The sequence below is a fragment of the Pantoea sp. EKM21T genome (assembly GCF_011800405.1).
Lineage (GTDB): Bacteria > Pseudomonadota > Gammaproteobacteria > Enterobacterales > Enterobacteriaceae > Pantoea > Pantoea agglomerans.
Window position 1 is genome coordinate 80,440 of record NZ_JAALFV010000013.1, and the last position, 18,224, is coordinate 98,663.

General features: G+C 49.4%; 16 protein-coding genes and 2 pseudogenes. 10 read left to right on the forward strand and 8 right to left on the reverse strand.

Features of this window, described 5'->3' with window-relative positions; genetic code table 11:
* Window positions 1-99 precede the first annotated feature (99 nt).
* Window positions 100-453, reverse strand: a complete 354-nt coding sequence (cusF, locus tag HFD87_RS20845; protein WP_133846925.1) for a cation efflux system protein CusF — start codon at window positions 451-453, stop codon at window positions 100-102.
* A 28-nt stretch (window positions 454-481) separates the two neighbouring features.
* Window positions 482-1,867 carry a Cu(+)/Ag(+) efflux RND transporter outer membrane channel SilC gene (gene silC, locus HFD87_RS20850; protein ID WP_157353245.1) on the reverse strand — a complete coding sequence of 462 codons (1,386 nt, stop codon included), beginning with the start codon at window positions 1,865-1,867 and terminating at the stop codon, window positions 482-484.
* Between the two features lie 194 nt (window positions 1,868-2,061).
* Here silC and HFD87_RS20855 point away from each other — a divergent pair, with 194 nt between their 5' ends.
* The 3 genes from HFD87_RS20855 (at window position 2,062) to HFD87_RS20865 (ending at window position 4,879) form a co-directional block, all read left to right on the forward strand.
* On the forward strand, window positions 2,062-2,745 hold the full coding sequence (locus HFD87_RS20855; protein ID WP_133846927.1) for a copper/silver response regulator transcription factor: 684 nt from the start codon (window positions 2,062-2,064) through the stop codon (window positions 2,743-2,745).
* On the forward strand, window positions 2,735-4,189 hold the full coding sequence (locus tag HFD87_RS20860; protein ID WP_133846928.1) for a Cu(+)/Ag(+) sensor histidine kinase: 1,455 nt from the start codon (window positions 2,735-2,737) through the stop codon (window positions 4,187-4,189). Before HFD87_RS20855 ends, HFD87_RS20860 begins: the two co-directional genes overlap by 11 nt.
* A 267-nt stretch (window positions 4,190-4,456) precedes the next feature.
* Entirely contained in the window at window positions 4,457-4,879 is a 423-nt protein-coding gene (locus HFD87_RS20865) for a copper-binding protein (protein WP_133846929.1), read from the forward strand.
* Window positions 4,880-5,727: 848 nt separating this feature from the next.
* Here HFD87_RS20865 and HFD87_RS20870 read toward each other — a convergent pair.
* The gene (locus HFD87_RS20870) at window positions 5,728-5,958 is read right to left on the reverse strand and encodes a hypothetical protein (RefSeq protein ID WP_133846930.1); all 231 of its coding nucleotides are present in this window, start codon (window positions 5,956-5,958) and stop codon (window positions 5,728-5,730) included.
* Between the two features lie 297 nt (window positions 5,959-6,255).
* Here HFD87_RS20870 and HFD87_RS20875 point away from each other — a divergent pair, with 297 nt between their 5' ends.
* From HFD87_RS20875 to HFD87_RS20905, 7 genes are all read left to right on the forward strand, one after another.
* Window positions 6,256-8,097 (forward strand): copper resistance system multicopper oxidase, encoded by a 1,842-nt coding sequence (locus tag HFD87_RS20875; RefSeq protein ID WP_133846931.1) that lies wholly within the window; start codon window positions 6,256-6,258, stop codon window positions 8,095-8,097.
* Window positions 8,098-8,200: 103 nt separating this feature from the next.
* Entirely contained in the window at window positions 8,201-9,085 is an 885-nt protein-coding gene (locus HFD87_RS20880) for a copper resistance protein B (RefSeq protein ID WP_133846942.1), read from the forward strand.
* 31 nt (window positions 9,086-9,116) lie between these two features.
* The gene (gene copC, locus HFD87_RS20885; protein ID WP_133846943.1) at window positions 9,117-9,497 is read left to right on the forward strand and encodes a copper homeostasis periplasmic binding protein CopC; all 381 of its coding nucleotides are present in this window, start codon (window positions 9,117-9,119) and stop codon (window positions 9,495-9,497) included.
* 4 nt (window positions 9,498-9,501) lie between these two features.
* The gene (gene copD / locus HFD87_RS20890) at window positions 9,502-10,434 is read left to right on the forward strand and encodes a copper homeostasis membrane protein CopD (protein WP_133846932.1); all 933 of its coding nucleotides are present in this window, start codon (window positions 9,502-9,504) and stop codon (window positions 10,432-10,434) included.
* Window positions 10,435-10,465: 31 nt separating this feature from the next.
* The gene (locus HFD87_RS20895; RefSeq protein ID WP_133846933.1) at window positions 10,466-11,146 is read left to right on the forward strand and encodes a heavy metal response regulator transcription factor; all 681 of its coding nucleotides are present in this window, start codon (window positions 10,466-10,468) and stop codon (window positions 11,144-11,146) included.
* Window positions 11,143-12,552, forward strand: coding sequence for a heavy metal sensor histidine kinase (locus HFD87_RS20900; protein ID WP_133846934.1), 1,410 nt, complete (start codon window positions 11,143-11,145; stop codon window positions 12,550-12,552). The genes HFD87_RS20895 and HFD87_RS20900 overlap by 4 nt, the downstream gene beginning before the upstream one ends.
* A gap of 128 nt (window positions 12,553-12,680) precedes the next feature.
* Window positions 12,681-13,031 carry a DUF305 domain-containing protein gene (locus HFD87_RS20905; RefSeq protein ID WP_133846935.1) on the forward strand — a complete coding sequence of 117 codons (351 nt, stop codon included), beginning with the start codon at window positions 12,681-12,683 and terminating at the stop codon, window positions 13,029-13,031.
* Between the two features lie 159 nt (window positions 13,032-13,190).
* Here the strand turns inward: HFD87_RS20905 and HFD87_RS20910 are convergent, their stop codons facing one another.
* The 5 genes and pseudogenes from HFD87_RS20910 to HFD87_RS20930 form a co-directional block, all read right to left on the reverse strand.
* The gene (locus tag HFD87_RS20910; RefSeq protein WP_167423891.1) at window positions 13,191-15,281 is read right to left on the reverse strand and encodes a tyrosine-type recombinase/integrase; all 2,091 of its coding nucleotides are present in this window, start codon (window positions 15,279-15,281) and stop codon (window positions 13,191-13,193) included.
* A pseudogene (locus tag HFD87_RS20915) lies at window positions 15,281-16,267 on the reverse strand (tyrosine-type recombinase/integrase). Before HFD87_RS20915 ends, HFD87_RS20910 begins: the two are co-directional and overlap by 1 nt.
* 73 nt (window positions 16,268-16,340) lie before the next feature.
* Window positions 16,341-16,568: pseudogene (locus HFD87_RS20920) on the reverse strand (DNA polymerase V subunit UmuC); the annotation flags it as partial.
* 8 nt (window positions 16,569-16,576) lie between these two features.
* A complete protein-coding gene (gene umuD / locus HFD87_RS20925; protein ID WP_109653998.1) occupies window positions 16,577-17,026 on the reverse strand; it encodes a translesion error-prone DNA polymerase V autoproteolytic subunit in 450 nt (149 codons plus the stop codon).
* 471 nt (window positions 17,027-17,497) lie between these two features.
* Complete coding sequence (locus HFD87_RS20930) at window positions 17,498-18,178, reverse strand: SOS response-associated peptidase family protein (RefSeq protein WP_167423893.1); 681 nt, start codon at window positions 18,176-18,178, stop codon at window positions 17,498-17,500.
* Window positions 18,179-18,224: the final 46 nt, after the last annotated feature.

Sequence of the window (18,224 nt, forward strand, 5' to 3'; positions counted from 1 at the left end):
AAAAATCAAAACACCTAGCATATGCGCCTGATCATTAATTCACAGAAATATCTTTATAAGTGTTCAGGCCCACTGGATATATTCGCTCCGGGCTGTCAGTCAGGATTGGGTAACGTTAATGCTTTTGAGTAAGGCGATATTGCCCTGCTTAATAAACGAGAAATCAACGTGGTTACCGGTTTTCAGGGCATTAATGGTGTCGTCTGCATTCACAAAGGTGAAGCGCATGGTCATTGCAGGCCAGCCCACCGCAGGGATAGCTCCGTGCGAAATGGTAATTTTTTTACTTTTTATATCAATGTCTTTAACGACACCGTTGCCATAAATAATTTGCTGTGTCGAAGCATCACTGGCAGCATTCATATCACCATGGTGATGTGTTTCAGCATGAAGACCGGCAGAAATCATGACAGAGAAGGTGCCCAATAAAACGGCTTTAAGTGAATTACGCATTTTTTATTTCCTGATTAATGAATTAAATTTACTCTACCCAACCGCCACCCAGTGCGGTGAACAGATTGATTTCGTTAACCTGAAGGGAATATGTAAGATCGAGAATGGTTTGCTGTGTCGTGAACAGGGAGCGTTCTGCATCCAGCACTTCAATGTAGCTGACAGCACCACTTGAATATAATCCTCTGGCACGCTGGAGGGTTATCTGCAGTGAATTGAGATAACGCTGCTGTGCCTCAAGTTGCTGGCTAAGGCTGTCCCGCAGCGCAAGCGTATCGGATACATCCTTAAAGGCGGACTGAATTTTTTGTTCGTAGTTAACCACCGACTGTTGCTGGCGAATTTCAGCCAGTTTCAGATTGGCTTTGTTCCTGCCGGCATTAAAAACAGGAATTTCAATTTTGGGAATAAAATTCCACATTCCGCTTCCTGACGTAAAGAGGCTGGACAGCTCTGTACTGCTTGCGGAAAGACTACTGGTCAGGCTAATGGATGGGAAAAAGGCCGCTCGCGCTGCGCCAATATTGGCATCAGCCGCTTTGAGCTGGTATTCCGCTTCCATGATATCCGGGCGCTGCAGCAAAATTTGTGACGACAGGTTTGGTGGCAGTTTTACTGGTGCGATCTCACCACCTTTCATCGTTTTTTCTGACGGAAGTGCGTGGTAGGTTCCCAGCAGCAGTTGCAGGGCATTGTTTGCCTGCGCCAGATCGCCTTCTCGTTTGGCTATCTCAGCGCGGGTACTTTCGATTTGTCCCCTGGCCTGTTCAAGCGCCAGAACGTTCGCACTCCCGGTCACCAGCTGTTGTTCAACGAAAGCATAAGACTGTTGATAATTTTTCAGCGTTTCCCGCGCAATACGGAGTTGTTCGGACGCCAGTTGCTGGCTGAAATAGCTCTGTGAAACGTTCGATACCAGCAGGATGTGTACGGCACGACGGGCTTCTTCGCTGGCAAAATAGTTCTGGCGGTCAGCTTCACTCATGTTCTTAAGCTTGCCGAAAAAATCGAGCTCATAGCTGAGCTCCAGACCCGCGTCGTACTCCTGTGCGGTCGGCTTGTCACCTTTCAGACTACCGCGGTAGGTGATCCCGGATGAGGCATTCAACTGGGGATTACGATCTGCATCCGTGACGTTGAACTGGGCCCGGGCCTCTTCAACCTTCAGGGCGGCCATTCTCAAATCACGGTTGTTTGTCAGGGCTTCACCGATCAGCAGGGTAACATGGGGATCGACAAAAAAATTACGCCAGCCCGTATCCTGATAGCCATTTACCGCTGGCGTCAGGCTGTTGCGTGACAGAGAAAACTGCTGTGGTACTGGCGCTGCCGGCCGCTGATACTCAGGTGCCAGTGAAACGCAGCCTGTCAGTATAAAAATCATGCTGATGCTTAATAGTTTTAATTTGAACATAACGCTTCTCTTCCAGGCAGGCCTGGTAAATGGTTCAAATGAAGTCCAGAGTATTGATAGGGGGATTTTACAGAATGCTCTCTGTTTGCCAGGTGACTGAATAATGACAATGCTGTCATTTTTAACGTAAGTCGTTGATTACATGCTTAGGCTAAATAGAATGAATGGCATGAGTAGTCAGCCAGGGGAGCAAGATGAAAATACTGATCGTTGAAGATGAAGTAAAAACTGGAGAGTACCTCAGTAAAGGGCTTACTGAGGCGGGATTTGTAGTTGATCACGCTGATAATGGTCTGACCGGATATCATCTCGCCATAACAGCCGAATATGATTTACTGATTCTGGATATCATGCTCCCGGATGTAAACGGCTGGGATATTATTCGTATGCTTCGTGCCGCAGGTAAAGGTATGCCTGTTTTGCTGCTTACGGCTCTCGGCACCATTGAGCACCGGGTTAAAGGACTTGAGCTGGGCGCGGACGATTACCTGATTAAACCATTTGCGTTTGCTGAGCTTCTTGCCCGGGTCAGGACACTTTTACGACGGGGTAACACAGTCATCACGGAAAGCCAGTTTAAGGTGGCTGATCTGATGGTAGACCTCGTTTCAAGGAAGGTTAGCCGCGCAGGGAAACGTATTTTGCTGACGAGTAAGGAGTTCTCCCTGCTGGAATTCTTCATTCGTCATCAGGGAGAGGTGCTGCCCCGTTCGCTGATTGCATCGCAGGTCTGGGATATGAACTTTGACAGCGATACTAATGCTATAGATGTGGCAGTAAAACGCCTCAGGGCAAAGGTAGACAACGATTATGAGCCTAAGCTGATCCAGACGGTCCGCGGCGTGGGATATATCCTGGAGGTTCCGGATGCGTTTTAATTTCTCAGGGCGCCCTTACTCTCTCGCACTGAGACTGACCTTCTTTATCAGCCTGTCCACCATAATTGCGTTTTTTGCTTTTACCTGGTTTATGCTGCATTCCGTTGAAAAACACTTTGCAGAGCAGGATGTCCGGGATCTGAAACAAATCAGTATCACGATGAACAGAATACTGCAGACACCTGTAGCTCCGGACCAAAAAAAAATAAGTAAAATCAAAGAATCCATCTCAGATTACCGCAACGTCGCTGTTCTTATTTTGACTGATGGGGGTGACGTGTTGTTCAGCTCACCACAAGGGGCGACGTTACGCTCTGCGGTCAATGCATCAAACTTTACCGCGCATAGTCGGGCCAGAGAAATATTCCTCTGGACAGTGAAAGAGCCAGCTTTACTTATGCGCAACGGCTCTGACATGAAAATGCAGACTTACAGAATCGTTGCATCTTCAGGCAAAGCAACGCTTAACGGAAAACCACAGACGTATCAGATGATAATTGGGCTCTCGATTGACTTTCATCTTCATTACCTGGAAGCACTAAAAAAGAATTTAATTGCCATTGCCTTCGTAATCAGTCTGTTGATTATTTTCATTATCCGCATAGCGGTTCGGCAGGGACATCTTCCTCTCCGCAACGTCAGCAAGGCCATTAAAAATATTACCTCGGAGAACCTGGATGTGAGACTGGAACCGTCCAAAGTTCCCATCGAGCTGGAGCAACTGGTGATATCGTTTAACCATATGATTGAAAAGATTGAGGATGTATTTACGCGACAGGCAAATTTCTCTGCTGATATCGCCCATGAAATCAGAACGCCCATAACCAATCTGGTTACACAGACTGAAATCGCGCTAAGTCAGCACAGAACGCAGAAAGAGCTGGAGGATGTGTTGTATTCCAGCTTGGAAGAGTATAACAGAATGACAAAAATGGTCAGCGATATGCTTTTTCTGGCACAGGCTGATAATAATCAATTGATCCCCGAACGGATAATGTTTGATCTCCGCACAGAAGTGGTCAAGGTGTTTGATTTTTTCGAAGCCTGGGCAGAAGAACTCAATGTTTCTCTGCAGTTAAACGGGTCGTGCTGCCTAATTAAAGGAGACCCACTTATGTACCGAAGGGCATTAAATAATCTTCTTTCTAACGCTCTGCGTTATACGCAGTCAGGGAAGATAGTGACTGTAACCATTGCGGGGAATGAGAATAGCGTTCAGCTTATAGTTGAAAATCCAGGGAAACCGATACCTGCAGAACACCTGCCACGTTTGTTTGATCGATTTTATCGCGTCGATCCATCGCGGCAAAGAAAGGGAGAAGGCAGTGGGATTGGTCTGGCGATTGTAAAGTCAATCGTAAACGCTCATCACGGGAAACTGTGGGTCGAATCAGATACAGTTTCGACACGATTCATTTTGCTATTACCCAGAACGGCTGCATAGTGTCCCGAATGTCTCCAGTTTTTCGACGAATAATAAATATATTACAGAGATGTCATTAAGCTGTCATGCCTTCAACAGAATTAAGCAGGTAGAATCGTCCTCACTAAGCAGGCGGAACAGTCTTTATGGATCAATATCAGCGGAATACAGGCGCTGAGTTACGTATATTATCTTTTTTAAAATGAAATCAGTCTGGCTTGTGAGTTCTTTAGTTGATGACATCGTTGACAGTCCGTTATTTATTTCATTATCAATGGGGACCTTATTATGAAAAGTTTAATCTTCGCTTCCTTTGTCGGACTTAGCTTAATTCCTTCAGCCTGGGCCGATGGAAACATTAACATTCATGAGCATGTTAATAATGCCCAGGCGGCAGCGCACCAACAACCGTCTTCATCCGTTCCTGAATCTGTCAGGGGAGAAGTATCACAAATGAAGAGTATGGATCAGCATGAACAGGCCCTTATCGTTCATAATTCCATGAAAAATAGTGCTTCTGATGCTCATCAGAAAATGGCGAAGAACCATCAGAAGATGTCAGATGAGATGGCCGGCATGAAATCAAGTACCGCGCCATCTTTTGCAGAAATGGATGAACATGAAAGGGCCGCCGTTGTCCACGAAAATATGAGTAACGGCCAGTCAGAAGCACACCAGTCAATGGCTGCAATACATCGCGGCATGAAGTAAAACTGACGGAAGCGGGTTGCTATATCAGTCCTTAATGTTTTATTCAGATGCAGAAATCCTTACCTTACAGATACGAACCATTTATTCAAATCAGCCCCTGCCTGGGGCTTTTTTGCAACGCTTATAAACACCCGGCATTTTTATGATATTTATTTTTTGTTTCCTGCTGCAACTGGAGGCTTTATCGCTTTGAACTAATGCTGAGGAATTTTGTTGAAGCTATTTCAACCAGCTTAGTATTTTCATATGATGAAATGTGCTATTTATCTATAAATTACTTGCTTAATGCTGCTTATTTTTTGAGTGCTATAAAAGCACATTAATCAATTTCTATGTTAATTATTTTAAATATTTACGGGCGAAGCAAGAGCACGCTTTTCTTGACGGTTAGAATTTGTCATTATGCATAAGAGCGGTGTATGCGTCATGAAACGTAAAAAACTGACCTTCAAATTTTATTGGTTCTGATGGCATTCTGTAAGCGGCTGTATATTCATTTCGATGCTTTTATCGTTTCAGCATGAGGCCTTTCAGGCATAACCGGAAGATAAATCGCAGATTGCAGTGCAGGTTCAGGGCAGTCAGCTGGCAGATAAGACCTGAACCGGGTAAAAAAGGTAAATACAGTTACACCTTACTGCACGTTGAGTAAACCGGGGTCTGCAGTAAACAGAATGTTTAAAATATAAAAAAGTAGCCCGCCACAGTCAGCGGGCCGGCTGAAATCAGCCTGAAAGAAGATTTACCGGAAATACATTAATGATGAGGGTAATACACAATACATCCCGGATGCAGTGGCAAAGGAGAACAGAAAACTCCGGGCGAATTTTCTGTCCACATACTATCCGTTATTTCTCTTCCAGCATCATTTTACGGTGCAGATCGATAATGCTCTGATGTGCAGCTGAGTTTGCATTATCCATGCTCTCATGCGCAAGAATGGCTCGTTCATGCTCATTCATCGAAGAGACAGAAACACGGTTATCAGTGTTATCTGATGCTGTTTCAGGATGCTGCTGTGCCCATGCGGACGAAGCGGAAATCAGGATCACAAGAGGGATAAGCATTACTTTTTTCATGGTGGCAGTCCTTAACGTTGAATGTAAAATAAGAATAAACAATTACCGGCCGGGTTTACCTGTGGCCTCAGTGATGTTCATCGTACAGAAGAAAAAACGTTACGGCGAAAAATGACAGAAATGTAATTTATAAACAGTGCGTTCCAACATTACACAATTGTAATCACACAAAGTCTGTAGCTGTGGTAGCTTTCCGGTAACAAAAAAATTTACATCCTGAACGGTAAGCACGGCTTGTGCTTCCGATGCGGAGAGAGCCATTCTCCCGGGATAACAGGAAATTGCCGGAGTTCAGTCATGCAGCTTAAAAGTTCACGACGTAATTTCATTAAAGGGATCACTGCCGCTGGCATTGTGGGCGGACTGGGCCTGCGAACATTCGATGCATTCTCGGCGGTAAGCCTGATGCCGTCCCGCACACTTACCGGCACAGACTTTGATCTGTTTATTGGCGAGACGCCGCTTAATATCACCGGTAAAACCCGGTATGCAAAAACCATTAATGCTGGCCTGCCAGGTCCTCTGTTGCGCTGGAAAGAAGGCGATACCGTTACATTAAGAGTCAAAAATCGCCTTTCTGAACCGACATCAATTCACTGGCATGGCATTCTTCTGCCGGCGAATATGGATGGCGTACCGGGACTGAGTTTTCATGGTATTGAGCCGGACGATACCTATGTTTACTCCTTTAAGCTAAAGCAGAACGGTACATACTGGTATCACAGCCATTCCGGCCTGCAGGAGCAGGAAGGTGTTTATGGCCCGATTATTATTGATGCAGCTGAACCAGAACCGTTTGTCTGGGACAGCGAACACATAGTCATGCTTACCGACTGGTCTGATGAAAAAGCATCAGACATTCTCGCCAAACTGAAAAAGCAGTCCGATTATTACAACTTTGCGAAACCTACCGTTTCTGACTTTTTCCGTGACGCCAGGGAAAAAGGTCTCGGCAGTACGTTGTCCGATCGGAAAATGTGGGCAGAAATGAAGATGAATCCGACGGATCTGGCTGACGTCAGTGGTGCCACATATACCTATCTCATGAACGGGCAGGGCCCAGGAAAAAACTGGACAGGGCTGTTCCGTAAAGGCGAGAAGGTACGCCTGCGTTTCATTAACGGTTCCGCCATGACCTACTTTGATGTGCGCATTCCGGGTCTGAAAATGACGGTCGTGGCGGCTGATGGCCAGTATGTCACGCCTGTTGCTGTTGACGAGTTCCGCATCGCTGTGGCCGAAACTTACGATGTAATCGTTGAGCCGGCTGAAGATGCCTACACTATTTTCGCGCAGTCTATGGACAGAAGCGGCTACGCTCGCGGCACGCTGGCTGTCCGTGAAGGGCTTTATGCTCCGGTACCGGCTCCCGATCCACGCCCCTGGCTGACTATGGACGATATGGGGATGGGCGGGATGGATCACGGCAGCATGGGAGGTATGGATCACAGCCAGATGCAGAGCATGAATAACGACACCATGACAGGTATGGATGGTAATGCTATGCAGGCTATGGATGGCTCAGCTGTATCCGGAGCAGCAGAAAGTATGCCGGAAATGGACCATAGCGCCATGGCAGGGATGGATCACGGCAGCATGAGTGGCATGGGGGACATGCAGAAACATCCTGCATCTGAAACAGACAATCCACTGGTTGATATGCAGGCCATGATGCCGGCGCCTAAATTAAGTGACCCGGGCATTGGTTTGCGTAATAACGGCAGAAAAGTCCTTACGTATGCCGATCTGAAAAGCACATTCGAAGATCCGGACGGGCGTGAGCCGTCGCGTACCATCGAGCTACATCTCACCGGACATATGGAAAAATTCGCCTGGTCATTCAACGGTATTAAATTCTCCGATTCAGAACCGGTTACGCTGCGATATGGCGAACGCGTGCGTGTGGTGCTGGTTAACGACACGATGATGACGCACCCCATTCACCTGCATGGTATGTGGAGCGATCTCGAGGATGAGGACGGTAATTTCCTGGTACGCAAACACACTATCGATATGCCTCCGGGCACCCGCCGAAGCTATCGGGTGACAGCCGATGCACTCGGGCGGTGGGCTTATCACTGTCATCTTCTTTTCCATATGGAAACCGGCATGTTTCGTGAAGTCCGGGTTACAGAGTGAGGTAGCGATAATGTCAGTTTCAGGATGGAATGGTATGGCAAAGTATTTTTCACGTTCCGCTGCAGGATTGCTGGCCTGCACTGCGTTTGCCGGAACGATAGTGATGCCCGCGTATGCAGCACCTACGGGATCATCTGACAATACACAACAGCATGATATGTCAGGCATGGACCATTCTGCTATGCAGGGAATGGATCATGCGTCAATGGAAGGAATGACGCCTGGGGCATCCGGTATGGAGGGTATGGAATCCATGCAGCCCGCGGCGCCAGCAGAAAGCCGTACACCCATTCCGCCGGTTACGGAGGCGGACCGTAAGGCAGCATTCCCGGACGTACATGGGCATAAGGTTCATGACAACAGCATAAATTACTTTGTGCTTGCCGATCAGCTGGAATGGCAAAAAAACAGTGATCCGGGTGGCTTCAGCTGGGATGTGAGCGGCTGGGCTGGCGGGGATATAAATCGACTCTGGTTACGTAGCGAAGGTGAAACCACCCGAGGTAAAGTCGAATCCGCAGAAGTTCAGGCTTTATGGGGACATGCTCTGACACCCTGGTGGGACGTGGTTGCCGGTGCCCGGCAGGATTTCAGGCCCGGAAAACCGCAAACCTGGCTGGCTGCTGGTTTTCAGGGCATGGCGTTGTACAACTTTGAAAGCGAGCTGACTGCGTTTGCCGGCGAGCAGGGACGGACAGCGCTCAGGCTGGAAGCCGAATACGATGTGCTGCTGACCAATCGCCTGATCCTGCAGCCTTCCTTTGAGGCAAATATTTACGGGAAAGATGATGAAGCACGGGAAACCGGTAAAGGCCTTTCCAGTACCGAACTTGCTCTTCGCCTTCGCTATGAAGTGAAAAGAGAATTTGCACCTTACGTGGGGATTTCGTGGAGCCAGCTCTATGGCAATACTGCTGATATGGCTGCCCGTGAAGGTGAAAAAGATAATGAAGTGCGCTTCCTCCTCGGGGCTCGCATGTGGTTCTGATGCAGTTAATTCAAACAAAACAGGTATTATTATGAAACATTCATCTGCCAAATATTTCTTTGCTTTAGTTACTTCTGTCGCAACTTTCGCTGCACAGGCGCATCCGGAACTGGCGTCTGCTGTCCCTGCTGATAAGTCTCAGATAACGGCACCGTCTAAACTGGAACTGCATTTCACCGAAAATCTGGTAACGAAATTTTCCGGCGCACGTCTTGTAATGACCGCCATGCCGGGCATGTCTTCTCATGCGCCAATGCCCGTTGCGGCTAAAGTCTCAGCGGGCAGCGATCCGAAAACAATGATTATCACACCGGCAAAAACTCTGCCTGCAGGAACCTATAAAGTGGAATGGCGGGCGGTATCTTCTGATACTCACCCACGCACCGGCAACTACAGTTTTAGCGTGAAGTAATACCATGAACGATCAGACTTTTATTATCATCCGTTTTTTTCTTTACCTGGATCTTATGCTTCTTTTTGGCCTGCCTTTATTCGAAATTTATGGGGTAAAGGGTGTATTGAAAAAATCGGTATCGTTGTTCAGCGTCTGGTCGTTCTTTTTTACGCTCATCTCTGCTGGCATGGTTTTGTCCCTTGTAAATATGCTGCTTGTCGCTCAGGCCATGAGTGGCGTCAGTGATCCCGGCGAACTGACGCTGCATATTATGGAGATGGTTGTCGGGGAAACTGCAGTGGGCATGAGCTGGGTTATCCGCTTCGCTGCGCTGGTCATGGCGTTTATCGGGCTTGGCCTGCGGCTCAGGCATGTCGGGCTGTCACGTTATGTGCTTACCCTGTCCGGCGGTATAGCACTTGCTACACTGGCATGGGGCGGGCATGCGGCAATGAATGACGGGATCAGCTACTATCTTCATCTTCTGAGCGATATCATTCATCTGACAGCGGCCGGGGCCTGGATCGGTGCACTGGCGGCTTTTACTCTGCTCTTATGCATTAAAAAGGCTGAAAAGGCTGTCTATGCCAGCCAGCTGGCCGCAGCGCTGTCGGGTTTTGCCCGTGCCGGCACGATCATTGTGCTGAGCATTGTCATCACCGCCGTGGTTAACTTCGTATTTATCGTTGAAAAGCCTCTGAGTACCCTGCCAGGCAGTGACTATGGTCTGCTGCTGCTGATAAAAACTGTTCTGTTTTTTCTGATGCTGCTGCTGGCCGCCGCCAATCGCTTCCGGCTTACACCGCGACTGGAAAAGGCCCTGCGTCAGGGCCAATATAAGATGGGTATTTACCTGATGCGTAAAAGCATTATCACGGAATTTACTGTTTCGGTACTGATACTGGCAACCGTCGCCTGGCTGGGCACGCTGTCGCCGGGTACCGGTATGGAATAACGACTAACCGTAGCCTGCAGGAAAGCTGCCCATGACCACTATGCTGATCGTTGAGGATGAACTGAAAACCGGTACCTACCTGAGACAGGGGCTTCTGGAAGCGGGATATGATGTAACCCTTGTAAACGACGGGCGTCAGGGACTGGAGCATATCCTGCGACAGCATTATGATCTCATTATTCTGGATGTAATGCTGCCCTCAATGGACGGCTGGGATATTCTTCAGCAGATGCGTATGGCCCGGCACGAAGAGCCCGTGCTGTTTCTGACTGCCCGGGATAACGTCAGTGAAAAGATTAAAGGTCTCGATCTTGGCGCGGATGACTATCTGCTCAAACCCTTTGATTTTGCCGAGCTGCTGGCGCGTATCCGCACCCTGCTCAGACGCAACCGTACGCAAGCGTCCGGTACGCACCGCATTGCTGATTTGGTTATGGATGTCACCCGCCGGAGTGTGAGCCGTTCCGGCAAAAAGATACATTTGTCTGCTAAAGAATTTGTGCTGCTTGAGCTGCTGTTACAGCGGACCGGAGAGGTGCTGCCAAGGAGCCTGCTTTCATCTCTGGTCTGGAATATCAATTTTGAAAGCGATACCAATGTGATTGATGTGGCCGTCAGACGACTTCGCAGTAAGGTGGATGATGACTTTACACCAAAGCTTATTCACACGGTACGGGGTATCGGATATGTGCTGGAGATACGGGAAGAGTGAAGCGTAACTGGTCCCTGACATCACGACTGAGCATAATCTTTGCCGGCGTGATGATGTCCGTCTGGCTTCTTTCGAGTGTGCTGCTTGTAGCCGCCCTCAGCAGTTATTTTCGTCATCAGGATGCCACATTGCTGACCGGAAAGCTTGAGCTTGCCACAGAGCTTCTTGAGGGCGAGGTGCACGCCGGAAAGCTCGACAGCGCATCGCTTGCACGAAAGCTTTCGGATGCCATGGTTGGTCACAGCGGACTTTATCTTTCCGTTAAAACAATTGATAACCAGATGCTGGCCGACTATTCATCTCCCGGTTTTTTGGTGCCTTATGAGCGCTTTAGCGGCGAAGCTACCCGTCCGGGTATTATGCAGACGGTGGAGGAAGACAGCAGGCGTTATAACGTTATGGTCAGAAAAATTAATGCGAAGAGCGCAGGTAAACTAAACGATGTACTGATTACGGCCGCCTATGATACCAGCCTTCATGATGAGTTTATCGGTCAGCTTAAAAGATGGCTGGTCTGGTTTAATGTCGCTCTGATATTTATCTCCGTTTTTCTGGGATGGCTCGTCACCCGGATGGGACTCAGGCCTCTGAATGAAATAAACCGGCTTGCCTCGGCAATTACGATTAACAGCCTGAGCAAACGTCTCCCTGGCCATAATCTGCCAGCCGAACTGAAGGTAACAGTAGCTGAATTTAACAGCATGCTTGAACGGCTGGAAGATTCATTTAGTCGTCTGTCTGAGTTCTCTTCGGATATCGCGCATGAACTGCGTACCCCTGTCAGTAATCTGATGATGCAGACTCAGGTTGCGCTGTCACGTGAACGTGATGCCGAAAGTTACCGTGAGGTGCTTTTTTCAAATCTGGAAGAGCTGAGCCGGCTCGCCAGAATGAGCAGTGATATGCTTTTCCTGGCTAAATCTGAAAACGGGCTGATGCCTCTGGAGAAACAGGACGTTTCGTTAAACGCAGAGCTGGAAGAGCTCCTCGATTTTTTTGAACCGCTTGCCGGTGACAGCGGCAAAACGCTTTCTCTGCAGGGGGAGGCAGTTGTCAGAGGCGATCGCCTGATGCTGCGTCGTGCAATGAGTAATCTGATAACTAATGCCATAAAATATTCATTACCCGGATCAGCCATTAATGTGCTGGCTGAACACCACGCCGGCAGGGTTTTTATACATGTCTCTAACCCCACAGAAAATATCAACAGGGATAGTCTGAACCGGCTTTTTGACCGTTTTTACCGGGGCGACGCTTCCCGTCAGCATAATACGGATGGTGCCGGGCTGGGGCTGTCTATCACCCGTTCTGTTTTACTGGCTCATGAGGGCGATCTGCAGGTTTCCATGAACGATAATGTAATTACGTTCACGGCCATGATGCCAGCTCCCCGGGAGGCGTTTTAACGTTTTACCGGCAGGTCGACAAATCTCATGGTCTTGTACTGTCTTAGTATCAGAAATAGGTTTCCCGGCACACGAAAGGATATCGGGAAAACCTGAAGTCAGAATCCAACACATGAAGGAGTGAGGTTATGAAAAAAACGCAATTTGTTTTTGCTTCCCTGATTTTTGCCCTGCCGGCTGCCGTTATAGCCCAGCAGCCGGACTCAAAAATGTCCCAGAATATGAATATGTCTCCGGCTTCAAAAGAGTACATGTCTGGAATGCAAAAGATGCACAGCGACATGATGAATGCCATGAAGGAGCAGGACGCTGACAGAGCGTTTGCCAGGGGCATGATTGAGCATCACAAAGGGGCTATTGCTATGGCCGAAACGGAACTGAAATACGGGAAAGACCCGGAAATGAAGAAGATGGCAGAGGACATTATCAAAGCGCAAAAAGGTGAAATTGAGCATATGGAAACGTGGCTGAAAAAATAACCCTCTTCCGCTTTGGGGTCTGTTAACGTAAAGCTGGATTCTGGCGAAGGACCCCTGGGAATCGTTCATGAGAAAGTAATATAACCGGTCTGAACCTTCGCCCCGGGCTCAGTATTCGTTTTTCAGACAAAATGGTTCTCCGGGGCGTAACAGGGTGCCTTACTTTTTTTTCAATGCATAATCCAGTTTTTTCATATCGTTAACGACAATCTCTTGCTCGTCAACCGTCAGCGGCACTTCCTCCAGATAACGCTTCACTGAAGCCTTACTTTCCAGCAGCAGGCCTCTGGCGCTTTCTTTAGGAAGGTTAAAATCGCACCCGATACAGGCCATACGGTGAGGGCAACTGCTCCAGAATGGATTCGTACAGAAAGAATCCCCTAAATCGTAATAGGTTGCCGGTCCGGTCAGGCTGACAGCTTCCGGATCATGATCGATTAGCACGCTCATCATATGCGCCACCCGGTCCGCCTTCACAAAAGACGCAGCCAGCTGGGTAGGACGTATACGAATATAATGCATGGTGGACTGAGGCGTAGAATGACCTGACCACTGCATCAGCTCATACAAAGACATGCCCTGCGGAACACTGGCCAGGGCTGTAACTGCTGAAGCGCGGCCCCGATGGCTGGTAATTGTCCCCCGGCTGTCTTCCACTGGCATACCCGCTCTGGCACAGAGAACCGGGATGACCGTCCGGTTTATGACATCCCTGCCGACCGGTTTGCCCCGAAACTGAAACAGGAACCGGACTTTTTCACCGGTACGCTCATCCGTAAGAGCTGCCTGTTCCTGTGGACGTTCGCTGAGCCAGATATCAACGTACTTTTTTACAATGGCAGAGACAGGTTTTACAAAGGCTTTAGACGTTTTTCCTGCCGGTACGCTGAGGTAGCAAAGCGTTCCTGCCGGAATGATGCTGCCATCCTCCCGCCTGATATCTTCTGCCTGCAGAGTGATGCAGCCAGCAGTAAGACGCATTAACTCGTTCTGACGCAGCCCGGCATGTGTCCAGATAACGGCCATCGCCTGCAGCATGGACAGAGGATAATGAATGTCACTCAGGAGATCTTCATGGCGCAGATTCAGGCTTGCCCAGATCAGCTTCAGCCAGACTGGATCATCAATGACGCGGGGATTTACACTCTGACGGAACAGTGGGGTGCCAGGCGTAGAGAGATGTCGAGCCGGACTGAATTTCAGTCGCCCCCAGCCCCAGTTTTCATAATCGATCATGAAACGGCGAACCGCATACACAAATCCGCTACGGGAATTCGGCAGCAAGAGCTCACCTATCCGGGCCGATTGGCGGGTTCCTCCTTTAGTGCCCAGTGACAGCTCGCCTACCTTCATTCGTCCAACTGCCGCAATAAAGCTGGCACAGGTTTCCATTGTCCAGTCGGCCGGTTCGCGAATATCCGGATATTCACGGGTAAGCCACAGCCCACAGCGGAGAATAAAACTGTACTGGTTCTCGCGCGATCGGGGGCGAAGCACTGACGTATCCCTCCATTTCCGGCACCACGTGACCCAGTCTGCCGCGATACCTTGCGTGGGTTTTTCATGCCATTCTTTATAATTCCGCATACGTACAGAATTTTTTATGATGCCCATTGCGGCAAGTGCGTGTGAAACTCTGCCTGCTGTTTTTGCTATTCCCCGGTCGTGATAATTCTGCGCCCGCCACAGCAGATCCATCGTAAAGCTTTCAAGTTGAGGATTGTTATTCATCAGCATCAGTACGCCGAGTATGGCTGACAGAGCATTTTTCTGGTTCTGACTTTTATACCCAAGCGACACCAGAACCTCAGTCAGACGGCTGAGCTCCTGACTGAAAATTTTCTGTCCAAAAATGGCTCGGGCATATAGCGACGGCGCGCCCTGATGCGGCAAAATGAACGGAGAAGAAAATGGGCCAAGATGAAAGGCAAAAGCGGAAAGCAGCGGCCTGCCTGATTTATGCTGCTGTAACAGAGAAATCCATTTTTCCTGCGGCCACTGCCAGCAGGGTTTTCCTGTCCGGTGTGTTTCTGCCAGAACGGAAAGAATTATGATCCTGATCAGCCTGTCACTGGTTCCACTGCGAGTGGCAATATCCTGCAAAGGCATCAGTAACAATGACAAAGAATCCGGCTGGTCGAGAGCGGCTGATCTGCGATGGCCTGTACTTAGCGCTGCCCGTTCTTCATCAGTGAGCACATCTGTATGTTCAAAGGGGCTGTAAGTACAAATGATTACGTCTTCTTTCATTAGCGAGTCTCCGTCTGAAAAATAAGGCCGGCAACTTTTCGATCAATTTCAGCTACTGCAGCGGCCATCCGGCCAGCCAAATCAGAACCTGAAAGATGGATGTAAATCTGGGTAGTACGCGGATCGCGGTGTCCTGCGTATGTGGCTAGTTCATGGAGTTTCCATCCTGAGCGAGCCAGGTGCGTCAGGCGAAGATGGCGGAAGGTATGTGTGGTGATTTGTGGAAAGCCTGCATCAAGTGCCCATTTCCGGACAGTTTTACTTCAGTTCCAGAAAGACAGGGGGGCACCGTGGTTACGATCAGAAGACGAGCGAAACAATGCACCTCCACGGTAACCCGCGAGCCGTAACTGCCGGAAATGGTTTGCCAGCACTGGTGTTACGGCGGGACTGTAGCAGACTATCCTTTCCCTCCTGCTTTTCGTCGTTTCGGCGCGAACACGAATCAGACGATGAGCAGGGTCGATATCCTCAAGTGCCAGGGCTGTCACCTCTGCACGGCGGAGTGCACCAAAATAGGCAAGCGCGAGCATCAGCCGGTCACGCAGGGAGGCAGCTGAAACATGTTTAAGAAATCTCAGCCATTGCTCATCATCAGGAATAACGGGCAGACGTGTGATACGGGGAACCAGACCACGTCCCGTATAAGCACTCCCCGGCAAACCGGCACGGGGTAGTGGATTGAGACTGCATATATCCTGATAAACCAGAAAGTCATACCAGAGACGGATCGCAGAAAGGCGCAGCTGGAGCGTGGCGCTGGCCGCGGGAAAAGGCATGCCGGGTAACTGAGGGTTGATATAGGCAGCCATGTCTTCAAACCGGGCCTTTTCAGGGTCAATGCTGTTCTGGCTGCAGAACGCAAAATAATGGCTGAGGGCACTGCGATAGGCGGAGAGTGTGGCCTGAGCCCGGCCCAGGTCGGACAGCAGTTTCAGCCAGCGCTCCGCCAGTACCAGAACGTCCTCGTTTGGTGGAATCATCATTGTGTTTACCTCTGACAGCAGCATTGCTGCTCAAAGTTTACCCAGTCAATGTTGCATTCCACTTAACTTACTAGAGCGCATAGTTGGAACTGAATACATGTACGCGCTCGCTGAAATCCTGATTTTTTATCTGGAACCACGGTGCCCCCATTTTGATGCCCAGTTTTTTTGCGCCCGCGCTGCGTGCGATGATGCAGCCGTCGTTGTTAGACAGCACAACAACGGGTTTACCGCGGAGATCGGGGCGAAACAGCGCCTCGCAGCTGGCGTAAAACGAGTTGACGTCGGCAAGCCCAAACATGGACATGGTCACCTCCGCCGGGCTCGGGTACTGTTGAAGAACCAGGTAACAACACCGAGCAGCTGCAGTTCTTCCGGATAGATTACCGGATAGGCCGGATTCATCGGGAGCAGGGCAAGCGTGGGCTGTAGCTGTAGACGCTTAACGGTGAACTCGCCGTTGACCTCAGCGATCACGATATCGCCGTGAGCCGCATTCTCAGCCCGATCAACAACCATGACGTCACCATCGCAGAGACCGAGGTCCCGCATACTGTTTCCACTGGCGCGAACGAAGAAGGTCGAGGCGCGTCGGCGGATGCAAAGCTCGTTAAGATCGAGTTCTTTCTCAACGTAATCCTGAGCGGGGGAGGGGAAGCCGGCTGCGCACGGATCAGCATACAGCGGCACCCGGATGCGGGGCGTAAATAGTGGGGGCCAGAGCAATGTCAGGCCTGCTGCATAGTTACCCGGATTCATGACCAGATGCTCCGGTTATGATGTCTTATCACTGCAGAAACTCTCTTGAAATAGCGCATAAAATTCCTCCTCTTATTTTACTGTTTATATGTACAGTATTATTGAGGCGGATTAATCTGGCAATAGGGAGCGAGACGGCCACTTATTAAAGCGAATCTATATATCTGAAGGGATAGGAAATTTTATGAAGATCACCCTGACTTTCAGATCCGGGCTGAGCTAACAATAATGCGTTATATATGTATGATGTGTAAGCAGTCCATGTCGGCATCGGTGAAATGACGCTTCCTCGCCACGACTGTTCGTTCCTCGCTGCGCTGCGGTACGCCTCAGTCGGGCCTGCGGCGAGCGTTACAATTGCACGTTCAGGGAAAGAAATACCGCCCCTTATTACTCTTATGGCTTGCCCATCCCGGCAATAATAGCCGTCTGAGAAATGCCCTATATGAAGTTTTGTGAACTGTAAGCGAGTCAATCCTTATCTGCCGGTAAAGGCTCGATAAGCTCACTGCCCTGGTGATGAATATTGCCTACTTTTTTGCTGACAGGATGCCAGGTAAATGCTTTTTCCGGAACGGCAGCGTCATGGGCAATTTCTTCAGCACGCGCTGGAGACGTTTCTTTACTGAGCCATTCACGAACGGCATTAGGCGTAATGACCAGCGGCCGCCTGTCATGTATATCGACCATGCCCTGATTGCTGGCTGACGTGACAATCACAAAGCCTTCTTTGCCGTGATCCTGCCCGTATGGCTGTCTGCCGATGGCGGCAAAAAAAAGAGGCTCCTTTTTTTTGTGAAAGATGAAGAATGGCTGCTTCTCACCACCTTCTTTCTGCCATTCGAACCAGCCGTCAGCAGGCACGATAGCGCGGCCATGATTCCAGAGAGGCTTGAACATGCGGCCGCTCGCAGCCGTCTCACCACGGGCGTTAATAAGTGGTGGCTTATCCCACCACTCCGGTCCATAGCCCCAGTAAACCGGATCGAGGCGCAGCGAATCTTTCTGTTCGTTTAGCAGTAGTACCTTAGTACCTGGTGCTACGTTAAACCGCCCGAGAGGCTCCAGATCGAAGATTATTTCGTCTGGTGTAAGACCGAGGGAGTCAAAATAGTCGTCGCGGCTGCTGTACTGCGCAAATCTTCCACACATAGATACCTCCTGCTGTTGATGTAAGGATAGCGACGTATACTGATAT